At 70.0% G+C, this 19771-nt stretch carries 17 protein-coding genes; 10 read left to right on the forward strand and 7 right to left on the reverse strand.

Translation table 11 applies throughout. The annotated features are described in order from the left end of the window. Position 1 precedes the first annotated feature (1 nt). From SSP08S_RS06445 to groL, 3 genes are all read left to right on the forward strand, one after another. Complete coding sequence (locus tag SSP08S_RS06445) at positions 2–424, forward strand: hypothetical protein (protein WP_019066753.1); 423 nt, start codon at positions 2–4, stop codon at positions 422–424. A 317-nt stretch (positions 425–741) separates the two neighbouring features. Next, entirely contained in the window at positions 742–1050 is a 309-nt protein-coding gene (groES, locus tag SSP08S_RS06450) for a co-chaperone GroES (protein WP_019066754.1), read from the forward strand. Between the two features lie 115 nt (positions 1051–1165). Next, on the forward strand, positions 1166–2791 hold the full coding sequence (groL, locus tag SSP08S_RS06455; RefSeq protein WP_019066755.1) for a chaperonin GroEL: 1626 nt from the start codon (positions 1166–1168) through the stop codon (positions 2789–2791). A gap of 93 nt (positions 2792–2884) precedes the next feature. On the opposite strand, the gene SSP08S_RS06460 is transcribed toward groL, so the two are convergent. The 3 genes from SSP08S_RS06460 to SSP08S_RS06470 all read right to left on the reverse strand — a co-directional run bounded on the left by SSP08S_RS06460 (position 2885) and on the right by SSP08S_RS06470 (position 5214). Next, positions 2885–3592 (reverse strand): ester cyclase, encoded by a 708-nt coding sequence (locus SSP08S_RS06460; RefSeq protein WP_019066756.1) that lies wholly within the window; start codon positions 3590–3592, stop codon positions 2885–2887. 71 nt (positions 3593–3663) lie between these two features. Beyond that, entirely contained in the window at positions 3664–4437 is a 774-nt protein-coding gene (locus SSP08S_RS06465) for an SDR family NAD(P)-dependent oxidoreductase (RefSeq protein WP_026178237.1), read from the reverse strand. A 108-nt stretch (positions 4438–4545) separates the two neighbouring features. After that, on the reverse strand, positions 4546–5214 hold the full coding sequence (locus SSP08S_RS06470; protein WP_019066758.1) for an MOSC domain-containing protein: 669 nt from the start codon (positions 5212–5214) through the stop codon (positions 4546–4548). Between the two features lie 80 nt (positions 5215–5294). On the opposite strand from SSP08S_RS06470, the gene SSP08S_RS06475 reads away from it, so the two are divergent. Continuing rightward, a complete protein-coding gene (locus tag SSP08S_RS06475; protein ID WP_026178238.1) occupies positions 5295–6194 on the forward strand; it encodes a LysR family transcriptional regulator in 900 nt (299 codons plus the stop codon). A 51-nt stretch (positions 6195–6245) separates the two neighbouring features. Here SSP08S_RS06475 and SSP08S_RS06480 read toward each other — a convergent pair whose 3' ends face one another. After that, positions 6246–6572: a WhiB family transcriptional regulator gene (locus tag SSP08S_RS06480; RefSeq protein WP_019066760.1), complete on the reverse strand. Its 327-nt coding sequence runs from the start codon at positions 6570–6572 to the stop codon at positions 6246–6248. Between the two features lie 380 nt (positions 6573–6952). Here SSP08S_RS06480 and SSP08S_RS06485 point away from each other — a divergent pair, with 380 nt between their 5' ends. From SSP08S_RS06485 to SSP08S_RS06500, 4 genes are all read left to right on the forward strand, one after another. Further along, a complete protein-coding gene (locus tag SSP08S_RS06485; protein WP_003948568.1) occupies positions 6953–7564 on the forward strand; it encodes a response regulator transcription factor in 612 nt (203 codons plus the stop codon). Between the two features lie 266 nt (positions 7565–7830). After that, positions 7831–8418, forward strand: a complete 588-nt coding sequence (locus SSP08S_RS06490) for a sigma-70 family RNA polymerase sigma factor (RefSeq protein ID WP_019066761.1) — start codon at positions 7831–7833, stop codon at positions 8416–8418. 161 nt (positions 8419–8579) lie between these two features. Then, positions 8580–10085, forward strand: a complete 1506-nt coding sequence (gene guaB, locus SSP08S_RS06495) for an IMP dehydrogenase (RefSeq protein ID WP_019066762.1) — start codon at positions 8580–8582, stop codon at positions 10083–10085. A gap of 104 nt (positions 10086–10189) precedes the next feature. After that, positions 10190–11314 carry a GuaB3 family IMP dehydrogenase-related protein gene (locus tag SSP08S_RS06500; RefSeq protein ID WP_019066763.1) on the forward strand — a complete coding sequence of 375 codons (1125 nt, stop codon included), beginning with the start codon at positions 10190–10192 and terminating at the stop codon, positions 11312–11314. 678 nt (positions 11315–11992) lie between these two features. On the opposite strand, the gene SSP08S_RS06505 is transcribed toward SSP08S_RS06500, so the two are convergent. After that, positions 11993–12580 (reverse strand): hypothetical protein, encoded by a 588-nt coding sequence (locus SSP08S_RS06505; protein WP_019066764.1) that lies wholly within the window; start codon positions 12578–12580, stop codon positions 11993–11995. A gap of 136 nt (positions 12581–12716) precedes the next feature. Then, positions 12717–13925 (reverse strand): nucleotide sugar dehydrogenase, encoded by a 1209-nt coding sequence (locus SSP08S_RS06510; RefSeq protein WP_019066765.1) that lies wholly within the window; start codon positions 13923–13925, stop codon positions 12717–12719. Positions 13926–14196: 271 nt separating this feature from the next. Here SSP08S_RS06510 and SSP08S_RS06515 point away from each other — a divergent pair, with 271 nt between their 5' ends. After that, positions 14197–15912, forward strand: coding sequence for a glycerol-3-phosphate dehydrogenase/oxidase (locus tag SSP08S_RS06515; protein ID WP_026178239.1), 1716 nt, complete (start codon positions 14197–14199; stop codon positions 15910–15912). Positions 15913–16043: 131 nt separating this feature from the next. Here SSP08S_RS06515 and SSP08S_RS06520 read toward each other — a convergent pair whose 3' ends face one another. Next, entirely contained in the window at positions 16044–17087 is a 1044-nt protein-coding gene (locus SSP08S_RS06520) for a serine hydrolase domain-containing protein (protein ID WP_019066767.1), read from the reverse strand. Between the two features lie 170 nt (positions 17088–17257). Here SSP08S_RS06520 and SSP08S_RS06525 point away from each other — a divergent pair, with 170 nt between their 5' ends. Continuing rightward, complete coding sequence (locus tag SSP08S_RS06525) at positions 17258–19678, forward strand: serine/threonine-protein kinase (RefSeq protein WP_026178240.1); 2421 nt, start codon at positions 17258–17260, stop codon at positions 19676–19678. The last annotated feature ends 93 nt before the right edge of the window (positions 19679–19771 follow it).

The following is a 19771-nucleotide window of genomic DNA, read 5'->3' on the forward strand; positions in this document are numbered from 1 at the left end:
GATGGGCGGCAACGAGTGGACCTCCGCTGGTCCGTACCAGAAGGATCTCGAGTCGGCGTTCCGGCAGGCGCAGCAACAGAAACTGGCCGAGAACGACCACGGGTTCCCGGGGCGGGACATCCTCGATCTGTGCGAGGACGAGAGCTGGGCGGAGTACATCCTGACGGGCGGCACCTCCTCCGTGCTCGACTTCTACGACCTCGTCGACGCCGCGTCCGGGGACGAGTTCGCCATGATGCGACCCCTGACCGAGGACGAGGTCCGCGACTGGGCACCGGAGGGCAGACCCACCCGCGAGCACTGGGCCGCCGCGCTCCGCAGCGGGGCCGCGACCTTCCCGGGCCGTGGGACCGGCCGCTGCACGATCCTCTACCGCGACGGCGAGCCGGCGGAGATCGGCTATTGGGGATGCACGGCGGACTAGCACTTCTCAAACGCCGATCACAAAATCAGCCCGTCCGGCGTTTGAGGACGAGGCCGAAGGCCGATAGCGGGGGTCTGGGGGCGCAGCCCCCAGGGACGGCAACCACAGCCGACGGTCACCAAAATTCCGCCCAAGCGCCGCAGGCATTGGCACTCCGCTTGACCGAGTGCTAATCGCAGTCATAGTCTCAGGTCTGGCACTCCCCCCTGGAGAGTGCCAATAGCGACGGGCAGGTCCGGCACCCGCGACGACGGATCCACCTGGTCGCCACCTCAGACAGTTAACCCCGTGAGATCTCCGAAGGGGGAGGTCGGATCGTGACGACCACCAGCTCCAAGGTTGCCATCAAGCCGCTCGAGGACCGCATTGTGGTCCAGCCGCTCGACGCCGAGCAGACCACCGCCTCTGGCCTGGTCATCCCGGACACCGCCAAGGAGAAGCCCCAGGAGGGCGTCGTCCTGGCCGTGGGCCCGGGCCGCTTCGAGAACGGCGAGCGCCTGCCGCTCGACGTCAAGACCGGCGACATCGTGCTGTACAGCAAGTACGGCGGCACCGAAGTGAAGTACAGCGGCGAGGAGTACCTCGTCCTCTCGGCCCGCGACGTGCTCGCGATCATCGAGAAGTAATTCGCTTCACACTCTGTATGTGAGCTGCGCCCCTGGCCCCCGCGACCTTATGAAGCCGGGCGTCGGGGGCGTAGTTCGTTTCACCCACGTTTTCCGAGAGGGCTGAACCGCTCCCATGGCGAAGATCCTGAAGTTCGACGAGGACGCCCGTCGCGCCCTCGAGCGCGGCGTCAACAAGCTTGCCGACACGGTCAAGGTGACGATCGGCCCCAAGGGCCGCAACGTCGTCATCGACAAGAAGTTCGGCGCCCCCACCATCACCAACGACGGTGTCACCATCGCCCGCGAGGTCGAGCTCGACGACCCGTACGAGAACCTCGGTGCCCAGCTGGTGAAGGAGGTGGCGACCAAGACCAACGACATCGCGGGTGACGGCACCACCACCGCCACCGTGCTCGCCCAGGCGCTCGTACGCGAGGGCCTGCGCAACGTTGCCGCGGGTGCCTCCCCGGCCGCCCTGAAGAAGGGCATCGACGCCGCCGTCAAGGCCGTCTCCGACGAGCTGCTCGCCACCGCGCGGCCCATCGACGACAAGGCCGACATCGCGGCCGTCGCCGGTCTGTCCGCGCAGGACAGCCAGGTCGGCGAGCTCATCGCCGAGGCGATGGACAAGGTCGGCAAGGACGGTGTCATCACCGTCGAGGAGTCCAACACCTTCGGTCTGGAGCTGGACTTCACCGAGGGCATGGCCTTCGACAAGGGCTACCTGTCGCCGTACTTCGTGACGGACCAGGAGCGGATGGAAGCGGTCCTCGAGGACCCGTACATCCTCATCCACCAGGGCAAGATCAGCTCCATCCAGGACCTGCTGCCGCTGCTGGAGAAGGTCATCCAGGCCAACGCCTCCAAGCCGCTGCTGATCATCGCCGAGGACGTCGAGGGCGAGGCCCTGTCGACCCTGGTCGTGAACAAGATCCGCGGCACGTTCAACGCGGTCGCGGTCAAGGCCCCCGGCTTCGGCGACCGCCGCAAGGCGATGCTCGGCGACCTCGCCACCCTCACCGGCGGTCAGGTCATCGCCGAGGAGGTCGGCCTCAAGCTCGACCAGGTCGGCCTGGACGTGCTCGGCTCCGCCCGTCGCGTGACGGTCACCAAGGACGACACGACCGTCGTCGACGGTGCCGGTGACGCCTCCGAGGTCGCGGGCCGCGTCAACCAGATCAAGGCCGAGATCGAGAACACGGACTCCGACTGGGACCGCGAGAAGCTCCAGGAGCGCCTCGCGAAGCTGGCCGGCGGCGTGTGCGTGATCAAGGTCGGCGCCGCCACCGAGGTGGAGCTCAAGGAGAAGAAGCACCGTCTGGAGGACGCCATCTCCGCGACCCGCGCCGCGGTCGAGGAGGGCATCGTCTCCGGTGGTGGCTCCGCCCTGGTCCACGCCGCCAAGGTCCTCGAGGGCAACCTCGACAAGACCGGCGACGAGGCCACCGGTGTCGCGGTCGTGCGCCGCGCGGTCGTCGAGCCGCTGCGCTGGATCGCCGAGAACGCCGGCCTCGAGGGCTACGTCATCACCTCCAAGGTCGCCGACCTCGAGCCCGGCCAGGGCTTCAACGCCGCGACCGGCGAGTACGGCGACCTGGTCAAGGCCGGCGTCATCGACCCGGTCAAGGTCACCCGCTCCGCCCTGGAGAACGCCGCCTCCATCGCCTCCCTCCTCCTCACGACCGAGACCCTGGTCGTCGAGAAGAAGGAAGAGGAGGAGCCGGCCGCCGGTGGTCACAGCCACGGCCACTCCCACTGAGTCACCCCGCACGAAGAAGCCCCCGTTCCGGTGCGGAACGGGGGCTTCTCCCTTCGCGGGCGGTCCTGTTGCCGGGGTCCTGCCCCGACGCGCTCAGCGCTCCAGCGCGTCCAGCGCTCCCAGTTGAGCCATCAGCCCCAGCCGGTCGTACTGCCACCAGCCCTCGGCGATCTTCCCGTCGTCCCGGCACCGGAAGGTGGTCGTCCCGGTCATCACGACCTTCTTGCCGGTGGCCGGAATCCCCATGAAGTCACCGGTGTGGGTGCCGTTCCAGGTCCAGCGGGTGGCCACCCGGTCGCCCTGGGAGATCTGGTCCTCGACCGTGAACGCCATGTCGAAGCCGCCGCGCCACCCACCGACCTCGGCCCGCAGCTGGTCCATCCCCACGGTGTCCTGCTCGTTCGAGGGATCGTGGTCGTGATAGTTCTCGGCGACCAGATCGTCCAGCGGCGGCAGTTCGCCCGGCACGGCGACCGTCTCGAAGAACCGCCGTACGGTGGCCGCGTACAGCGCCTCGTCCCGCACCACGTCCAGGTCCGTGAACGTCGGCGTCTCGTCGCACAGGGCGACCATCTCCCGGAAGATCCGGTCGGTCTCCGGCAGTTTCGAGTTCCGCATCGCCTCCTCGTACGAGGGGAACTCCACGATCTCCACGAAGTGGGAGGCGTCGGAACGATCCTTGCCGATCACGCTGTGGCCGGCGGTCCGCTTCCCTTTGGTCTGCTCGACCCAGGTGTCCATCAGCCGGTTCATCTCGTCGAACCGACTGGTCTTGCAGTCGATGAGCTGTACGAACGTCATGACACCGCCTCCGGCCCCCCTGGGTCCGGTAGAGGTCCCCATTGTCCCACCGGGGCGGCGCCGTCACCTCGTCACTGCGGCCCGTACTTCCGCCCGGTCTTCGACGAGATCCCGCCCAGCACCGACTGCGGAGTGAGTTTCACCAGGCCCATCAGCGCCTTGTAGCGCGGGTCCGGGATCGACAGCGACTTGCCGCGCGCCAGATCCGCGAGCGCCGCCGCGACCAGCTTGTCCGCGTCCAGCCACATCCAGTTCGGGATGTTGTCCGTGCCCATCCCGGCCCGCTCGTGGAACTCGGTCCGCACGAAACCGGGCGCCAGCGCCATCAGCCGTACGCCGGTCCCGGCCAGGTCCTTGGCCGCCCCCTGCGTGAACTGCACGACCCACGCCTTCGACGCGCCGTACGTCCCGCGCGGCACGAAGGCCGCCACCGACGCCACGTTGACGACCCCGCCGCGCCCGCGCTCCCGCATCCCCTCGGTCGCCGCGCTGGTCAGCCGCAGCACCGCCTCGCAGTGCACCTTGAGCATCTTCAGCTCGTCCGCCATCGGTACGTCGAGGTAGCGGCCCTTGTTGCCGAAGCCCGCGTTGTTGACCAGCAGGTCGACCGGGTTCTTGCGGTCCGCGAGCCGGGCGGCCACCGTCTCGATGCCCTCGTCCGTGGCGAGGTCGGCGGTGAGTACCTCGGCCTCGATGCCGTGCCGGTCGTGCAGTTCGGTGGCCTGCTCGCCGAGCCGCGCGGTGTTCCGCGCCACCAGCACGAGGTTGTGTCCGTCCGCCGCGAGCCGCCGCGCGAACGCGGCACCGATCCCCGCGGTCGATCCCGTAATCAATGCCGTTGTCATGGCGCAAGATTAGTGATCCGCAGCGACCGGGCCAGCTCTCTGCACAGGCCCTCCCGATCCGTGACGAACACGTGTCGAACAAGGCGTCGAACAGGCCGGGACGGCAGCTCAGCCCGCGTGCTCCGCGACATATTTCCGGGCCTGCGCGAGAGCCTCCGGATGCAGCGCCTCGCCCGCCGCAAGCAGCCGCGGCAGCAGCGCCCGCTCGGTCGTCACCGCCCGGAACTGCAGGGCCACCGTCACCTCGTGGCCCGGCCGGTGCACGACCTCGATCGCGTCCCCCGCCCGGATCTCACCGGGCTCGATCACCCGCAGATAGGCCCCCGGCGCGCCCTTCTGGGTGAACCGCTTCACCCACCGCTTCTCACCCAGATGGGCCTGGAAGACCAGGCACGGAATCCGCCCGGAGCTGACCTCGAGGACCACCTCGGAACCGATCCGCCACCGCTCCCCGATCCGCGCGCCGGACACGTCGACCCCCAGGGTCGTCAGGTTCTCCCCGAAGGAACCGTTGGCCAGCGGGCGCCCCAACTCCCGCTCCCAGTCGTCGAGATCCTCGCGCGCGACCGCGTACACCGCCTGGTCGTCGCCGCCGTGGTGGCGCAGATGACACACCGTGTCCCCGGCGAGCCCGCTCCCGGCGATCCCCTTGGGGCCGGGCGCGCTCACCCGGACGGGCCCGTCGGTCGGCCGCTTGTCGATCCCCGTCACGCCGTCCGGCTGGTCCGTGTACGGCACGGCCGTGGCCCGGCCCAGATTCAGCGAGAGAAGCTTCATGACGTCACGGTAGGCGAGAGCGCCCCAAAGGTGCGCCGCATTATTCACCCGTACCCCCAAGGTCGGCTTATGCTCGGTGGGTGATCGAGGCCCGACATCTCCGAGTGCTGCGCGCCGTCGCCGCCACCGGCTCCTTCTCGGCGGCCGGGCGGGCGCTGGGCTGCACCCAGCCCGCCGTGAGCCAGCAGATGAAGGCCCTGGAGACCTCCGTCGGCACCCCACTCCTCATCCGCACCGGCCGCGAGATGCGCCTGACCCAGGCGGGCGAGTCCCTGGTCCGGCACGCGGCCGGCATCCTCGCCGGGCTGACCGCCGCCGAGGAGGAGGTCGCCGCGATCGCGGGCCTGCGCGCCGGCCGCGTCCGCCTGGTCTCCTTCCCGAGCGGCAGCTCGACCCTCGTCCCCACCGCCCTCGCCGCCCTGCGCGCCGCCCACCCCGGCACCCGCGTCTTCCTGGAGGAGGCCGAGCCGCCGAACTCCGTCGACCTCCTCCGCGAGGGCGACTGCGACATCGCCCTCGCCTTCCGCTACGAGACCGCGACGGGCACCGAGGACTGGTCCGACCTGGTCGTTCGACCCCTGCTCCGCGACCGCCTGGTCGCCCTGGTCCCGGAAAAGCACCGCCTCGCGCGCGCGGAGTCCGTCGCCATCGGCGAACTCGCCGGAGAACCCTGGATCGCCGGTTGCCCGCGCTGCCGCGGCCAGCTGGTCGAGGCCTGCGAGAGAGCCGGCTTCACCCCGCGCATCGACTTCGCGACCGACGACTATCCGGCGGTCGTCGGCCTGGTGAGCGCGGGCCTGGGCGTCGCCGTACTGCCCCAGCTCGCCATCGAGTCCGTACGGCCCCGGGGCGCGCGGACGGTGACGCTGGAACCGGCGGTGCGGCGGGAGATCGTCGCGCTGACCCTGCCCGACCTGGCGCAGGTGCCCGCGGTGGCGGCGACGCTGGACCAGCTGGCGCGGGCGGCGCGCGAAAAGTAGGGGGCACGCGCATGCGTGCCCCGGTGGAGAACCTGTTGAAGAAACGTTCCTTCAGTTGTTCGAAGCCATGTCCCCGGCGGTCGAGGCCGACACCAGCCGGTTGCGGGCCCGCCCCATCAGTTCTTCGCGCTCGTCCTCGGTGAGGCCGCCCCAGACGCCGTACGGCTCGCGCACCGCCAGCGCGTGCGCCGCGCACTGTGCGCGGACCGGGCACCTCATGCAGACCTCTTTGGCCGAGTTCTCACGAGCGCTTCGTGCCGCACCGCGCTCGCCCTCGGGATGAAAGAAGAGCGAGCTGTCGACCCCTCGGCAGGCAGCCAGGAGCTGCCAGTCCCACAGGTCCGCGTTCGGTCCGGGAAGGCGGGAGAAATCTGCCATTGCGTGACCCCTTGTAGCCGTTATGGGCGGATACGGTGTCCACGACCGTACAACTACGATCTAAGGAGATGAAAATATGACTCATTGCGAATCTAGCCTCAGACACCAGTAAAAGGGAAGAAATAGGGCTGAATGGGGCACCGGTTGTGATGAAAGCTTGAGGGTCGGCCGCGCACGCCTCCACCGTGTCCGCACCCTCACGTAGAGTGCCGAAGACGACACACGGCCCCGTAACTCTTTCGAGTGACCGTCGTTGAGAGTGCGAGGCGGTTGCAAACACAAGTGCTCGGGCAGGCGTCCGAGACGGTCGACCGCACAGGTGACGATTTCGTACCAGCCTGGAGGCTCAAGGTGACGCGCATCAGCTGCGGAGGGCGGCCATGACATCCGTCCTCGTCTGTGACGACTCCCCGCTTGCCCGAGAGGCGCTCCGCCGGGCGGTCGCGACCGTACCCGGTGTCGAGCGCGTGACGACCGCGGCCAACGGGGAGGAAGTCCTCCGCCGCTGGGGCGCCGACCGCTCGGACCTCATTCTGATGGACGTACGCATGCCCGGACTCGGCGGTGTCGAGACCGTGCGGCGGCTGCTCTCCGCCGACCCGGGCGCACGCATCATCATGCTCACCGTCGCCGAAGACCTGGACGGCGTGGCCCTCGCGGTCGCGGCCGGCGCCCGCGGCTATCTGCACAAGGACGCCTCGCGCGCCGAACTGCGGGCCACGGTCACCCAGGCCCTCGCCGACCCGACCTGGCGACTGGCCCCGCGCCGGCTGCGGTCCGCCGAGATGGGCGCCGCGCCGACGCTCACCGCACGCGAGATCCAGGTCCTCGAAGGCATGAGCCACGGCCGCTCCAACGCGGAGATCGGCCGTGAGCTCTTCCTCTCCGAGGACACCGTCAAGACCCACGCCCGGCGGCTCTTCAAGAAACTCGGCGCCTCGGACCGGGCGCACGCCGTGGCGCTCGGTTTCCGCTGGGGTCTGGTCCGTTAGGGCCAGGTCAGTGGGTCGTAGCGGGGGTACGGGAATCCCCGCCTGCCTCATGGCGGGCGGGGGCGGCAAAGGGGCCCGCCGGGCGCCCGCTGCTCGTTTCGCCGCGGATGCCGCATCCTTGAGGTGTGGAGTTCCTCGGGGACGAGTCGGTCGAGCGGGAGGGGAGGGCGCAGGAGATGAGTTCCGGCGCACCTGCTCATAACGCTTCGGTGCACAACAACGGACGCGGTGCCACGGACCACACGGCCGCAAGGCACCATGGACCGATGCGTGACGACGAGGGGGCCAGTCCCCAGGGGGCGATTGGTGGGCTCGTCCTTCGCGCGGTCGACGGAGACGAGCAGGCGACGCACGATCTGCTCGCCCACGTACACCCACTGGCCCTGCGCTACTGCCGCACCCGGCTGTCCCGACTCCCGGGCGACGCACGGCACTTCGTGGAGGACCTCGCCCAGGAGGTCTGCGTGGCGGTCCTCCTCGCACTGCCCCGCTACAAGGACACCGGCCGCCCCTTCGAGGCCTTCGTCTTCGCCATCGCCGCCCACAAGGTCGCCGACCTCCAGCGCGCCGCGATGCGCCACCCGGGTTCTACGGCGGTCCCCTCCGACGAGATGCCCGAGCGGCCGGACGACTCCCTCGGCCCCGAGGAGCGCGCCCTGCTCAGCAGTGACGCCGAATGGGCCAAGAAACTCATGGCCAACCTCCCGGAGAACCAGCGCGAACTGCTCCTGCTGCGCATCGCCGTAGGCCTCACGGCCGAGGAGACCGGCCAGATGTTGGGAATGTCACCCGGCGCCGTCCGGGTCGCACAGCACCGCGCGCTGAGCCGGTTGCGGGCACTGGCCGAGCAGTAACACCGGCACGGGCGGCGCCTTTTTTGAACAGCCGGGCGCCGGGTTCCGTACGAATATACGAAGCCCGGAGTCGGGCGTAGCCGTCGAATCATGGAATTCGCGGCCCCCGCTTCCCGTTAGCATGGACATCCGCACCGATCAAGGCCATTGGGGAAGGTGTCATGACTGCCAACGTCGACGGAGTGCCCGCCAAATTCGCGACACTGGGGCTGACCTACGACGACGTGCTGCTGCTGCCGGGCGCATCCGAGGTGCTCCCGAACGCGGTCGACACCTCGTCCCGCATCTCGCGCAACGTCCGGGTCAACATCCCGCTGCTCTCCGCGGCGATGGACAAGGTGACCGAGTCCAGGATGGCCATCGCGATGGCCCGCCAGGGCGGCGTCGGCGTCCTGCACCGCAACCTGTCCGTCGAGGACCAGGTCAACCAGGTCGACCTCGTGAAGCGCTCCGAGTCCGGCATGGTCACCGACCCGATCACCGTGCACCCGGACGCCACGCTCGCCGAGGCCGACGCCCTGTGCGCCAAGTTCCGCATCAGCGGCGTCCCGGTGACCGACGGCAACAAGAAGCTGCTCGGCATCGTCACCAACCGCGACATGGCCTTCGAGACCGACCGCTCCCGTCAGGTGCGCGAGGTCATGACCCCGATGCCCCTGGTCACCGGCAAGGTCGGCATCACCGGCGCCGACGCCATGCAGCTGCTGCGCCGCCACAAGATCGAGAAGCTTCCCCTGGTCGACGAGGCGGGCGTCCTCAAGGGCCTCATCACGGTCAAGGACTTCGTCAAGGCCGAGCAGTACCCGCACGCCGCCAAGGACGCCGAGGGCCGCCTCATCGTCGGCGCCGCCGTGGGCGCCAGCCCCGAGGCGCTGGACCGCGCCCAGGCCCTCGCCGAGGCGGGCGTCGACTTCCTGGTCGTCGACACCTCGCACGGCCACAACAGCAATGCCCTCAGCTGGATGTCGAAGATCAAGTCGAGCGTCGGCGTCGACGTGATCGGCGGCAACGTAGCGACTCGCGACGGCGCCCAGGCCCTGGTCGACGCCGGTGTCGACGGCATCAAGGTCGGTGTCGGCCCCGGCTCGATCTGCACCACCCGCGTCGTCGCCGGCATCGGCGTCCCGCAGGTCACCGCGATCTACGAGGCCTCCCTCGCCGCCCGCGCGGCCGGCGTCCCGCTCATCGGCGACGGCGGCCTCCAGTACTCCGGCGACATCGGCAAGGCGCTCGCCGCCGGCGCCGACACGGTGATGCTCGGCAGCCTCCTCGCGGGCTGCGAGGAGTCCCCGGGCGAGCTGCAGTTCATCAACGGCAAGCAGTTCAAGTCGTACCGCGGCATGGGCTCGCTCGGCGCGATGCAGTCCCGCGGCCAGGGCCGGTCGTACTCCAAGGACCGCTACTTCCAGGCCGAGGTCGCCTCCGACGACAAGCTCGTCCCCGAGGGCATCGAGGGCCAGGTGCCCTACCGCGGCCCGCTGGCCAACGTGCTGCACCAGCTCGTCGGCGGGCTGCGCCAGACCATGGGCTATGTGGGCGCGGCCACCATCGGCGAGATGGAGACCAAGGGCCGCTTCGTCCGGATCACCTCGGCGGGCCTCAAGGAGAGCCACCCGCACGACATCCAGATGACGGTCGAGGCACCGAACTACAGCCGCAGCAAGTAGTCGGCAGGCTTCCCGAGGGCGGCTCCGGACACTCCGGGGCCGCCCTTGTCGTGCCCGTCGGCGATACTGGAAGACGCTGAGACGCAGAAGGAAAGGCCACACACGTGACTGAGATCGAGATCGGGCGCGGCAAGCGCGGCCGCCGGGCGTACGCCTTCGACGACATCGCCGTCGTCCCCAGCCGCCGTACGCGGGACCCGAAGGAGGTCTCGATCGCCTGGCAGATCGACGCCTACCGCTTCGAACTGCCGTTCCTGGCCGCCCCCATGGACTCCGTCGTCTCCCCGGCCACCGCGATCCGCATCGGCGAACTCGGCGGCCTCGGCGTACTGAACCTCGAAGGCCTCTGGACCCGCTACGAGGACCCGCAGTCGCTCCTCGACGAGATCACCGAGCTGGACGCGGACGCCGCGACCCGCCGCCTCCAGGAGATCTACGCGGCTCCCATCAAGGAGGAGCTGATCGGGCAGCGCATCAAGGAGGTGCGCGACTCGGGCGTGGTCACCGCCGCCGCGCTCTCCCCGCAGCGCACGGCCCAGTTCTCCAAGGCCGTCGTCGACGCGGGCGTGGACATCTTCGTCATCCGCGGTACGACGGTCTCGGCCGAGCACGTGTCGGGCTCACACGAGCCGCTGAACCTGAAGCAGTTCATCTACGAGCTGGACGTCCCGGTGATCGTCGGCGGCTGCGCCACCTACACGGCGGCCCTGCACCTGATGCGCACGGGCGCCGCCGGTGTCCTCGTCGGCTTCGGCGGCGGCGCCGCGCACACCACGCGCAACGTCCTGGGCATCCAGGTCCCGATGGCCACGGCCGTCGCGGACGTGGCGGCGGCCCGCCGCGACTACATGGACGAGTCCGGCGGCCGGTACGTGCACGTCATCGCCGACGGCGGTGTCGGCTGGTCCGGCGACCTCCCCAAGGCGATCGCCTGCGGCGCCGACGCGGTCATGATGGGCTCCCCGCTGGCCCGCGCCACGGACGGCCCCGGCAAGGGCCACCACTGGGGCATGGAAGCGGTCAACGAGGAACTCCCGCGCGGCAAGAAGGTCGACCTCGGCACGGTCGGCACGATCGAGGAGATCCTCACGGGTCCGTCGCACATCCCGGACGGCTCGATGAACATCTTCGGGGCGCTGCGGCGCGCGATGGCGACGACGGGTTACAGCGAGCTGAAGGAGTTCCAGCGTGTCGAGGTGACGGTGGCCGACTCGCAGCACAAGCGGTAGGCATAGCCGCTTCTACGACGCTTCGAAGGGCCCGGGCCTGGGTGGTCCGGGTCCTTTTGTGTGCCCAAGTGGGGCTGGTGGGGCGCGTGTTGGGACAGGGGGCGCACGGTTGCGTTCGGGGTGATTACCCGCGGTATGGCCGTGTCGGGCGGCTAGTGTCCTTGATCGGCGGCCCAGTTCTTTTGGGTCGCCCCCTTCCAGGGACGTCGTTCCGGACCCGGGCTCTCGGGGCCCGGCCCGAGTTCCGACGAGCCGCCTACCGGGTCAATGGGTGGCGTCGTGGAAGGGGGCGCACCCATGGATCGTCACCGCAAGCCCACCCGATGGGACCGAACTTGGCTTCGGCTGGTGAAGTTCCGGAGGAGGTGCATCTTGTGGATCTATGGAGGAAAGTGAGCGGCCACCCCCACGAGAACTAGGGGTGGACACTCCGTTCACTTTTCAGGAGCCTGCCGCAGTGACCGCTGCGGTGGGCTCCACCTTGTTGGTGGAAGGTCAGCGGCCACCCCTATAAGGACTAGGGGTGGACACTCCGTTCACTTTTCAAGAGCCTGCCGCATCGCCCGCTACGGCAGGTTCCACCTGTTTCTTACGGTACCGGCGCCGCGAGTCGCACGCCACCAGCCCCCGACGCACACCCCGCCCCAAGCGCCCCCCTGCGCAACCCGCGCGCCGGTGTCAGAGCGCAGCCTTCTTGGCCCCCGAGAACGCGGCGAACGCGGCGATGGCGAAGAAGACGAAGGTGAGCGGGTCGGAGTCGGCCTTCCAGGCGTCCTGGACCACGCCGAAGTGGTCGAAGAACACCTTGCCGAAGCTCACGCCGTATTCATCCGCGATGAGCATCGCCTCGCCGACCAACTGGCCGAGGTAGACCGCGCCCAGGGCCAGCACGGCGCTGACCACGGGAAGCGCGGGGTTGCGCCCGCCGAGCTTGCCCGCGGCCAGGCCGATGACGAAGCCGACGCCGACCGCCGCCCAGCCGATCTCGTGCTTGGTGGTGCCGATGACGACGCCGTAGATGCCGGCGGCCACCAGCCCGACGGCGACGGCGGTCACCAGGCCGAGCGCGATGTTGTTCTTCGGGGGAGCGGGCGGGGCGTACGGCGCGCTCGGTGCCGGAGGCGGCGGTACGGCGCCGGGCTGCTGGGCGTACGGATTGCCGTCGACCGGCTGCGGCTGCGGCTGCGCGGGCGCCTGTGGCTGGGCCGGGGCCTGCGCCTCGGGCTGCGGCTGTGGCTGCTGTGGTGGCGTGGCTGACTGGCTCATGACAGAAATCCCCCCACGGGATGCGAAGACAGGAAAGGCGAAGCAGGGATGCGTGCGCACGGATATGCGACAACTGTGCGACGAGTGTGGGGAGATTAGCAGGTCGACGTGACCCTGTGACCAGTCGTTTTCGTGCTCAGAGCCGGTGTGCCGCGCCGGTCGGTGTGGCCCCGCGCGTGTCCAGCAGCAACTGCGCCTTCACCGACAGGCCTTGGAGGTCGTACGTCCGGTGCTGCTGGAGCAGGATCGTCAGGTCGGCGTCGGCCGCCGCCTCGTAGAGGGAGTCCGCGCGGGGGACCGGGCGGTCGAGGACGCTCCAGGAGGGGATGTGGGGGTCGTGGTAGCTGACGGAGGCGCCGAGTTCCATGAGGCGGATCGCGATCTCCTGGGCGGGGGTGGCCTGTTGGTCGGCGAGGTCGGCCTTGTAGGTGACGCCGAGCAGCAACACCCGTGCTCCGCGCGCGGACTTGCCGTGCTCGTTGAGGAGTGTGGCGGCGCGCTGGATGACGTAACGCGGCATCTGGTTGTTGACCTGCTGGGCGAGTTCGACCATGCGGAGCGGGCGGCCGCCGTGGGCCGTCAGGTCCTGGGGGACGGCGTGGCCGCCGACGCCGGGGCCGGGGCGGAAGGCCTGGAAGCCGAACGGTTTCGTCTCGGCGCAGCGGATGACGTCCCAGAGGTCGACGCCCAAGTCGTGGCACAGGACGGCCATTTCGTTGACGAGGGCGATGTTGACGTGCCGGAAATTGGTCTCCAGTAGTTGCACGGTTTCCGCTTCGCGCAGGCCACGCGCGCGTACCACCTTGTCGGTGAGCCTGCCGTAGAAGGCGGCGGCGGACTCGGTGCAGGCCGGTGTCAGGCCGCCGATCACCTTGGGGGTGTTGGCGGGGGTGAAGTCGCGGTTGCCGGGGTCGACGCGGCTGGGGGAGTAGGCGAGGTGGAAGTCGCGGCCCGCGCGGAGACCGGATCCCTCTTCGAGGAGGGGACGCAGGAAGTCCTCGGTGGTGCCGGGGTGCACCGGTGACTCCAGGATCACCGTGGTGTGCGGGCGCAGGTTGGCCGCGAGGGCACGGGCGGCCGTCTCCACCTGGCTGAGGTCGAGGCCGCCGTCCGCGTCCGGGGGTGTCGGCGCGCAGATCACGGCGGTGCGTACGCGGCCGAGCTCGGCGGGGTTCGTGGCAGGCCGGAAGCCCCCCGAGAGCATCCGGCGCAGTTCGGCGGGGCTGAGGGAGCCGGCCTCGGGGCCGGTCTTGAAGCCGACCGTGGCGATACCGGCGGCGACAGCGGCCTGGGCCAGGGGCAGGCCGAGAGGACCGAGTCCGATGACGGCGAGATCTGCGGGCATGGCGTGGGCCGTCCTTCCCAGTAACCGAAGCGGGACAGGTGCGCAAGCCCTGTGGACAGAACGAGCGAGCGCAATGTCAGACTAGGAGTAAATATGACCGTTATGCGGTATTGGACGGCTGTGTTTTTCGGCAGTCCTGTGATTGTTGTCCACAGGCTGGGGGCGAGTGGTGGCTGAAGTCGGGCAACCCGGTCAGAATTTGGGCAGGAGGGATACGAACCGGGCTTCGCCGAACGGGTGCGGCCGGCGCTACCGATAGCGGGAGGCAGCGGTGAGGACAGCGACACTGGGTCCGGCGCAGCGGGCCGAGGCACTGGCGGGAATGGCCGAGCGCGAACTGGACGTGCTCGTGGTGGGCGGAGGCGTGGTCGGCGCGGGCACCGCCCTGGACGCCGTGACCCGAGGCCTCTCCACGGGACTGGTCGAGGCGCGCGACTGGGCGTCCGGTACATCGAGCAGGTCGAGCAAGCTCATCCACGGCGGCCTGCGCTACCTGGAGATGCTCGACTTCGCCCTCGTCCGCGAGGCCCTGAAGGAACGCGGACTGCTCCTGGAGCGGCTCGCCCCGCACCTGGTGAAGCCGGTGCCGTTCCTGTACCCGCTCCAGCACAAGGGCTGGGAGCGCCTGTACGCAGGCTCGGGCGTCGCGCTCTACGACGGCATGTCGATGGCCCGCGGCCACGGACGCGGCCTGCCCACCCACCGCCACCTGAGCCGCCGTCACGCCCTGCGCGTGGCACCGGCGCTGAAGAAGGACGCCCTGGTCGGGGCCCTGCAGTACTACGACGCCCAGATGGACGACGCCCGCTATGTGGCCACCCTGGTGCGCACGGCGTCGTCGTACGGCGCGAAGGTCGCCAACCGCGCGCGCGTGACCGGGTTCCTGCGCGAGGGCGAGCGGGTGGTCGGCGCCAAGGTGGAGGACGTCGAGGCGGGCGGCGAGTACGAGATCCGCGCCAAGCAGATCGTGAACGCCACGGGTGTGTGGACCGACGACACCCAGGCCATGGTCGGCGAGCGCGGGCAGTTCCACGTCCGCGCCTCCAAGGGCATCCACCTGGTCGTCCCCAAGGACCGCATCAACTCCAGCAGCGGACTGATCCTGCGCACCGAGAAGTCCGTGCTGTTCGTCATCCCCTGGGGCCGGCACTGGATCGTCGGCACCACCGACACCGACTGGGACCTCGACAAGGCCCACCCGGCCGCCTCCAGCGCCGACATCGACTACCTCCTGGAGCATGTGAACTCGGTCCTCGCGGTACCGCTGACCAGAGACGACGTCCAGGGCGTGTACGCGGGGCTGCGGCCCCTGCTGGCCGGCGAGTCCGACGCCACCAGCAAGCTGTCGCGCGAGCACACCGTGGCGCATCCGGTGCCGGGGCTCGTCGTCGTGGCGGGGGGCAAGTACACGACGTACCGGGTGATGGCCAAGGACGCGGTGGACGAGGCGGTGCACGGGCTCGACATGCGGGTCGCCGAGTGCGTCACCGAGGACGTGCCGCTGCTCGGCGCGGAGGGCTACCGCGCGCTGTGGAACGCGCGAGCGCGGATCGCCGCCCAGACCGGCATCCACGTGGTGCGCGTGGAGCACCTGCTGAACCGTTTCGGTTCGATGGCTGAGGAGGTCCTCGACCTCATCGCCAAGGACCCGACGCTGGGCGAACCCCTCCAGGCCGCCGACGACTATCTGCGCGCCGAGGTCGTCTACGCCGCCTCGCACGAGGGCGCACGGCACCTGGACGACGTGCTGACCCGCCGCACCCGCATCTCCATCGAGACCTTCGACCGGGGCACCCGCAGCGCCCGCGAGGCCGCCGAGCTGATGGCGCCGGTGCTCGGCTGGGACAAGGACCAGATCGAGCGCGAGGTCGAGCACTACGAGAAGCGGGTCGAGGCCGAGCGCGAGTCGCAGCGCCAGCCCGACGACCTGACGGCGGACGCGGCGCGGCTGGGGGCGCCCGACATCGTGCCGACGGAGGGCGACTGAGAGCGATGGAGGGCGACCGAGCGAGACCGGGCTACTGGGACTCCGCCGGGCGCGCACCGCTGCTTCACTCGCCGTCGGCTTCACTCGAACGAGTGTCGTGAGCTGGGATCTTTGTCCGGAACCCGGCCGTTCTACGAGGTGCGGGGGCAGAACTCGGCGGCGAGCAGGGTCGGTTCGAGGCCGGGGTCCGCTATCTCGCTCGTGTTCACCCGGAAGGTGAGGACATGACGGCCGTCGACGGTGGCTGCGGTGCGCACGTAGCTGCCCGAGATCCGGCCGTTGTGCCCCCACACCGTGGTGCCGCACGGCAGCTTCACCGGAAACAGCCCCATGCCGTACGAGCCGTGTGCGGTACGGGTGTTGAGCATCTCGCGCAGCCAGCGCGAGGGCAGTAGCCGACCGCCGAGCAGGGCCGAGTAGAAGCGGTCCAGATCGGCGAGCGTGGTCACCAGCTCGCCCGCGGCGCCGGCCACCCGCGGGTCGAGATCGGTGACGTCGGAGCCGTCGGCCGCGTAGGCGCGGCCGTGCGGCACGGGAAGAGTGGTGCGGGAGCCCGGGAAGGAGGTGCCCGTCAGACCCAGCGGAGCGATGATGCGGCGCTCGGCCTCGGTGGCGTACGAGCGGCCGGTGATCTGCCGGATCACCAGGCCGAGCAGGACGTAGTTGGTGTTCGAGTAGGAGAAGCGGCCGCGGTCGGCCGGAGGGTGGGTGAGCGCGATACGGACGGCGGCGAGAGGTGACTCGGGGACCGTGCCCCCGGTGGTCGCGGTGAAGTCGTACAGGCCGCTGGTGTGGGTGAGCAGGGAACGGAGGGTCAGCGCGCGCCCGTCGTTGCCCGCTCCTCGCACCAGGCCCGGCAGGTGCTGCTCCACCGTGTCGGACAGGGACAGCCGGTGTTCGGCGGCCAGTTGGAGGACCACCGTCGCGATGAAGGTCTTCGTGATGCTGCCGGCGCGGAAGTGGTCGGCACGGCCGATGCCGGTTCCGGCCTGGGTGTAGCGGAAGTCCGTCCCGTTGTGGGCCAGTAGCGCCGCGGCGGGGGCTCTGCCCCGGGTGACCAGCAGTCGGACCAGGGCGTTCGTGGCCGGGGGCGGGCCTGCCTGCGAAGCGGCTGTGGACAGGCAGAGGAGCGCCAAAGACACCGGAATGACCAGCAGTGTCCGAGGGGCGGGCATCGCGAACCTCCGTTCTCGGCGGTCATCCTGCCCGGCTTGGCTGTGTGACCTGCGCCGGATATCCGACGGGATGTGCCGGGGGTGCGCGACGAGAGGCCCCCTGGGCGTTGGGCACTTGTTCGGTGGGGGACAATGGAGGCTCTGTCAGGGCGGGTTGCATGAGGGGACGCATGTCGGAGGCGGAGCGGGCGGGGACATCCCGTCAGGACACTCGTCGGGACAAGAACGAGCGTCTTCTCGCCGGGCGGTACCGGTTGGGAGAAGTGCTCGGCCGCGGAGGCATGGGCACGGTGTGGCGTGCCGAGGACGAAACCCTGGGCCGGACGGTCGCCGTCAAGGAGCTGCGGTTCCCGTCCAGCATCGACGAGGACGAGAAACGGCGGCTGATCACACGGACGTTGCGCGAGGCCAAGGCCATCGCGCGGATCCGCAACACCAGCGCGGTGACGGTCTTCGACGTGGTCGACGAGGACGACCGGCCCTGGATCGTCATGGAGTTGGTCGAGGGCAAGTCGCTCGCCGAGGCCATTCGCGAGGACGGCCTGCTGGAGCCGCGCCGCGCGGCGGAGGTCGGGCTCGCGATACTCGACGTCCTGCGGTCCGCGCACCGCGAGGGCATCCTGCACCGCGACGTGAAGCCGTCGAACGTGCTGATCGCCGAGGACGGCCGGGTCGTGCTCACCGACTTCGGCATCGCGCAGGTCGAGGGCGACCCGTCGATCACCTCCACCGGCATGCTCGTCGGCGCGCCCTCGTACATCTCCCCGGAGCGGGCCCGCGGGCACAAGCCGGGTCCGGCGGCCGACATGTGGTCGCTCGGGGGTCTGCTGTACGCGGCGGTCGAGGGCGCGCCGCCGTACGACAAGGGTTCCGCGATCGCCACGCTCACCGCGGTGATGACCGAGCCGCTGGAGGAGCCGAAGAACGCCGGGCCGTTGAAGGACGTCATCTACGGCCTGCTCAACAAGGACCCCGCTCAGCGTCTCGACGACGCCGGTGCCCGGGCGATGCTCAACGCGGTGATCCACGCGCCCGAGCCCAAGGCCGAGCCGGAGCCGGTGCCGGTGGACGCGACGACGGTCGTGCCGTTGCCCGCGCAGCCGGGGTCCGCCGAGTCCGGCGGCAAGAAGAGCGGTGGCGGGGCTTCGGCCGGGGCCGAGCGCTTGCGTGGGGCGTTGCGGTCCATGCGGAAGGCCGCCGGGGGTTCGGCGGGGGCCGGGGCGGCGACTTCGGCGGCCGCGGGTTCGAGTGCGGCTGCGGCTGCGGCTGCGGGTTCGGCCACGCGTGTGGATTCCGCTGAAGGTGCGGCTTCAACTGCCGTTGCCGGTAAGCCGGGTGGCGTGAGTTCGGGTGCGGGTGCCGGGACCGGTGCGGACGGCTCGGGCAGCGCCTCGGGTAAGTCGGGTACGAGTGGCTCGGGTACTTCGGAGACTGGTGGCTCCAGTGGCTCCAGTGGTGCGAAGGGCGCAACGGCGGCTGGCTCAGGGCCCGTTGGTGCTGGGCCTCGGACGCCCGCGGTGCCTTCGGCTCGGTCGGCTGGTGCTTCCGGTGCGGTGACCGCCGGTTCGGGTGCCGCGGCTGGTTCGGCGGCGAAGGCCGGTGCGGCGGACTCGGGTACGCGTGACCCGGGGACGCGTGACCTGGGTGTGCAGGCGTCGGGGCTGCGGGAGACCGGGCTGCGGGACTCCGGTGCCAAGGACCCGGGTGCGACGCACGAGGTGGGTGCGCGGGGGGCCAACTCGGGTTCGGGTGGGCGGAGTTCAGGGTGGCCCGTGATGACGCCGCCGGATCTTCCGCCGCGGTCCGTGCCGAGGGCGCCGCTCACCGATGTGGTGCCGAAGCGGACCTTGGTGATCATCGCGGTGGTCGTCGTGCTCGCGGTGATCGGTGCCGTGCTGGCGCTGACGCTCGGCGGCGGTGACGACAGCGGCTCGAAGGGGTCGAAGAAGAACAGCGGCGGCAAGGCGGTCGCCAGCGCGAGCGCGAGTGCCAGCGGTGGAACCGACACCAAGAAGGACGACAGCGACACGGCGAGCACGGGCGGCGACCAGGCCGACTCCTCGTCGACGGCGTCGGCCTCGGGCGGCACGTCGACGTCCACCGGTACGAACGCGTCCGGCGGGAGCGGTGACCAGACCGACGGCGCCTCGGGCGGTGCGGCGGTCGTGAAGACGTACAAGGGGAGCCAGGGGTTCTCCATAGGCCTGCCCGCCGGTTGGTCGTACCAGTCGACGGACTCCGCCGGAGTCCGGCTGGTCGGCCCCGACGGGCAGAAGCTGCTGATCGCCTGGACCAGTACGCCGAAGAACAATCCGGTGGCGGACTGGCAGAACCAGGAGCAGTACATGACGCGCTCCGGGTACACGCGGATCCGAATAGCGGGGGTGAGCTACCGGGGCTGGAACACGGCCGACTGGGAGTTCACCTATACGGACGGCGGGACGAAGTACCGGACCATCGACCGCGGCTTCGTCGTCAACAGCCATCTCGGCTATGCGCTCATGTACACCGCGAAAGCCGCCAATTGGGACAGCGAGCTGCGTAAGGACACCTGGACGACACTGACGAAGACGTTCGAACCGAAGTCGTGAGGCGGGTGGGTCAGGGTTTGGCGCGCCAGATCCGTCAACCCCTCTTTGTGGGTTGCCTCCGGCACGTATCGTGAGTGGTTGCGGACCGTACGC

This window comes from Streptomyces hokutonensis (genome assembly GCF_000376565.1).
Lineage (GTDB): Bacteria > Actinomycetota > Actinomycetes > Streptomycetales > Streptomycetaceae > Streptomyces > Streptomyces hokutonensis.

Bases quoted from the DNA above. Each gene is read 5' to 3' on its own strand.
- SSP08S_RS06480 (WP_019066760.1), bottom strand. From the start codon at position 6,572: ATGGCAGATTTCTCCCGCCTTCCCGGACCGAACGCGGACCTGTGGGAC.
- SSP08S_RS06525 (WP_026178240.1), top strand. From the start codon at position 17,258: ATGTCGGAGGCGGAGCGGGCGGGGACATCCCGTCAGGACACTCGTCGG.
- SSP08S_RS06465 (WP_026178237.1), bottom strand. From the start codon at position 4,437: ATGACAACGGCATTGATTACGGGATCGACCGCGGGGATCGGTGCCGCG.
- SSP08S_RS06445 (WP_019066753.1), top strand. From the start codon at position 2: ATGGGCGGCAACGAGTGGACCTCCGCTGGTCCGTACCAGAAGGATCTC.
- SSP08S_RS06490 (WP_019066761.1), top strand. From the start codon at position 7,831: ATGCGTGACGACGAGGGGGCCAGTCCCCAGGGGGCGATTGGTGGGCTC.
- guaB (WP_019066762.1), top strand. From the start codon at position 8,580: ATGACTGCCAACGTCGACGGAGTGCCCGCCAAATTCGCGACACTGGGG.
- SSP08S_RS06485 (WP_003948568.1), top strand. From the start codon at position 6,953: ATGACATCCGTCCTCGTCTGTGACGACTCCCCGCTTGCCCGAGAGGCG.
- groL (WP_019066755.1), top strand. From the start codon at position 1,166: ATGGCGAAGATCCTGAAGTTCGACGAGGACGCCCGTCGCGCCCTCGAG.
- SSP08S_RS06470 (WP_019066758.1), bottom strand. From the start codon at position 5,214: ATGAAGCTTCTCTCGCTGAATCTGGGCCGGGCCACGGCCGTGCCGTAC.
- SSP08S_RS06510 (WP_019066765.1), bottom strand. From the start codon at position 13,925: ATGCCCGCAGATCTCGCCGTCATCGGACTCGGTCCTCTCGGCCTGCCC.
- SSP08S_RS06520 (WP_019066767.1), bottom strand. From the start codon at position 17,087: ATGCCCGCCCCTCGGACACTGCTGGTCATTCCGGTGTCTTTGGCGCTC.
- SSP08S_RS06460 (WP_019066756.1), bottom strand. From the start codon at position 3,592: ATGACGTTCGTACAGCTCATCGACTGCAAGACCAGTCGGTTCGACGAG.
- SSP08S_RS06505 (WP_019066764.1), bottom strand. From the start codon at position 12,580: ATGAGCCAGTCAGCCACGCCACCACAGCAGCCACAGCCGCAGCCCGAG.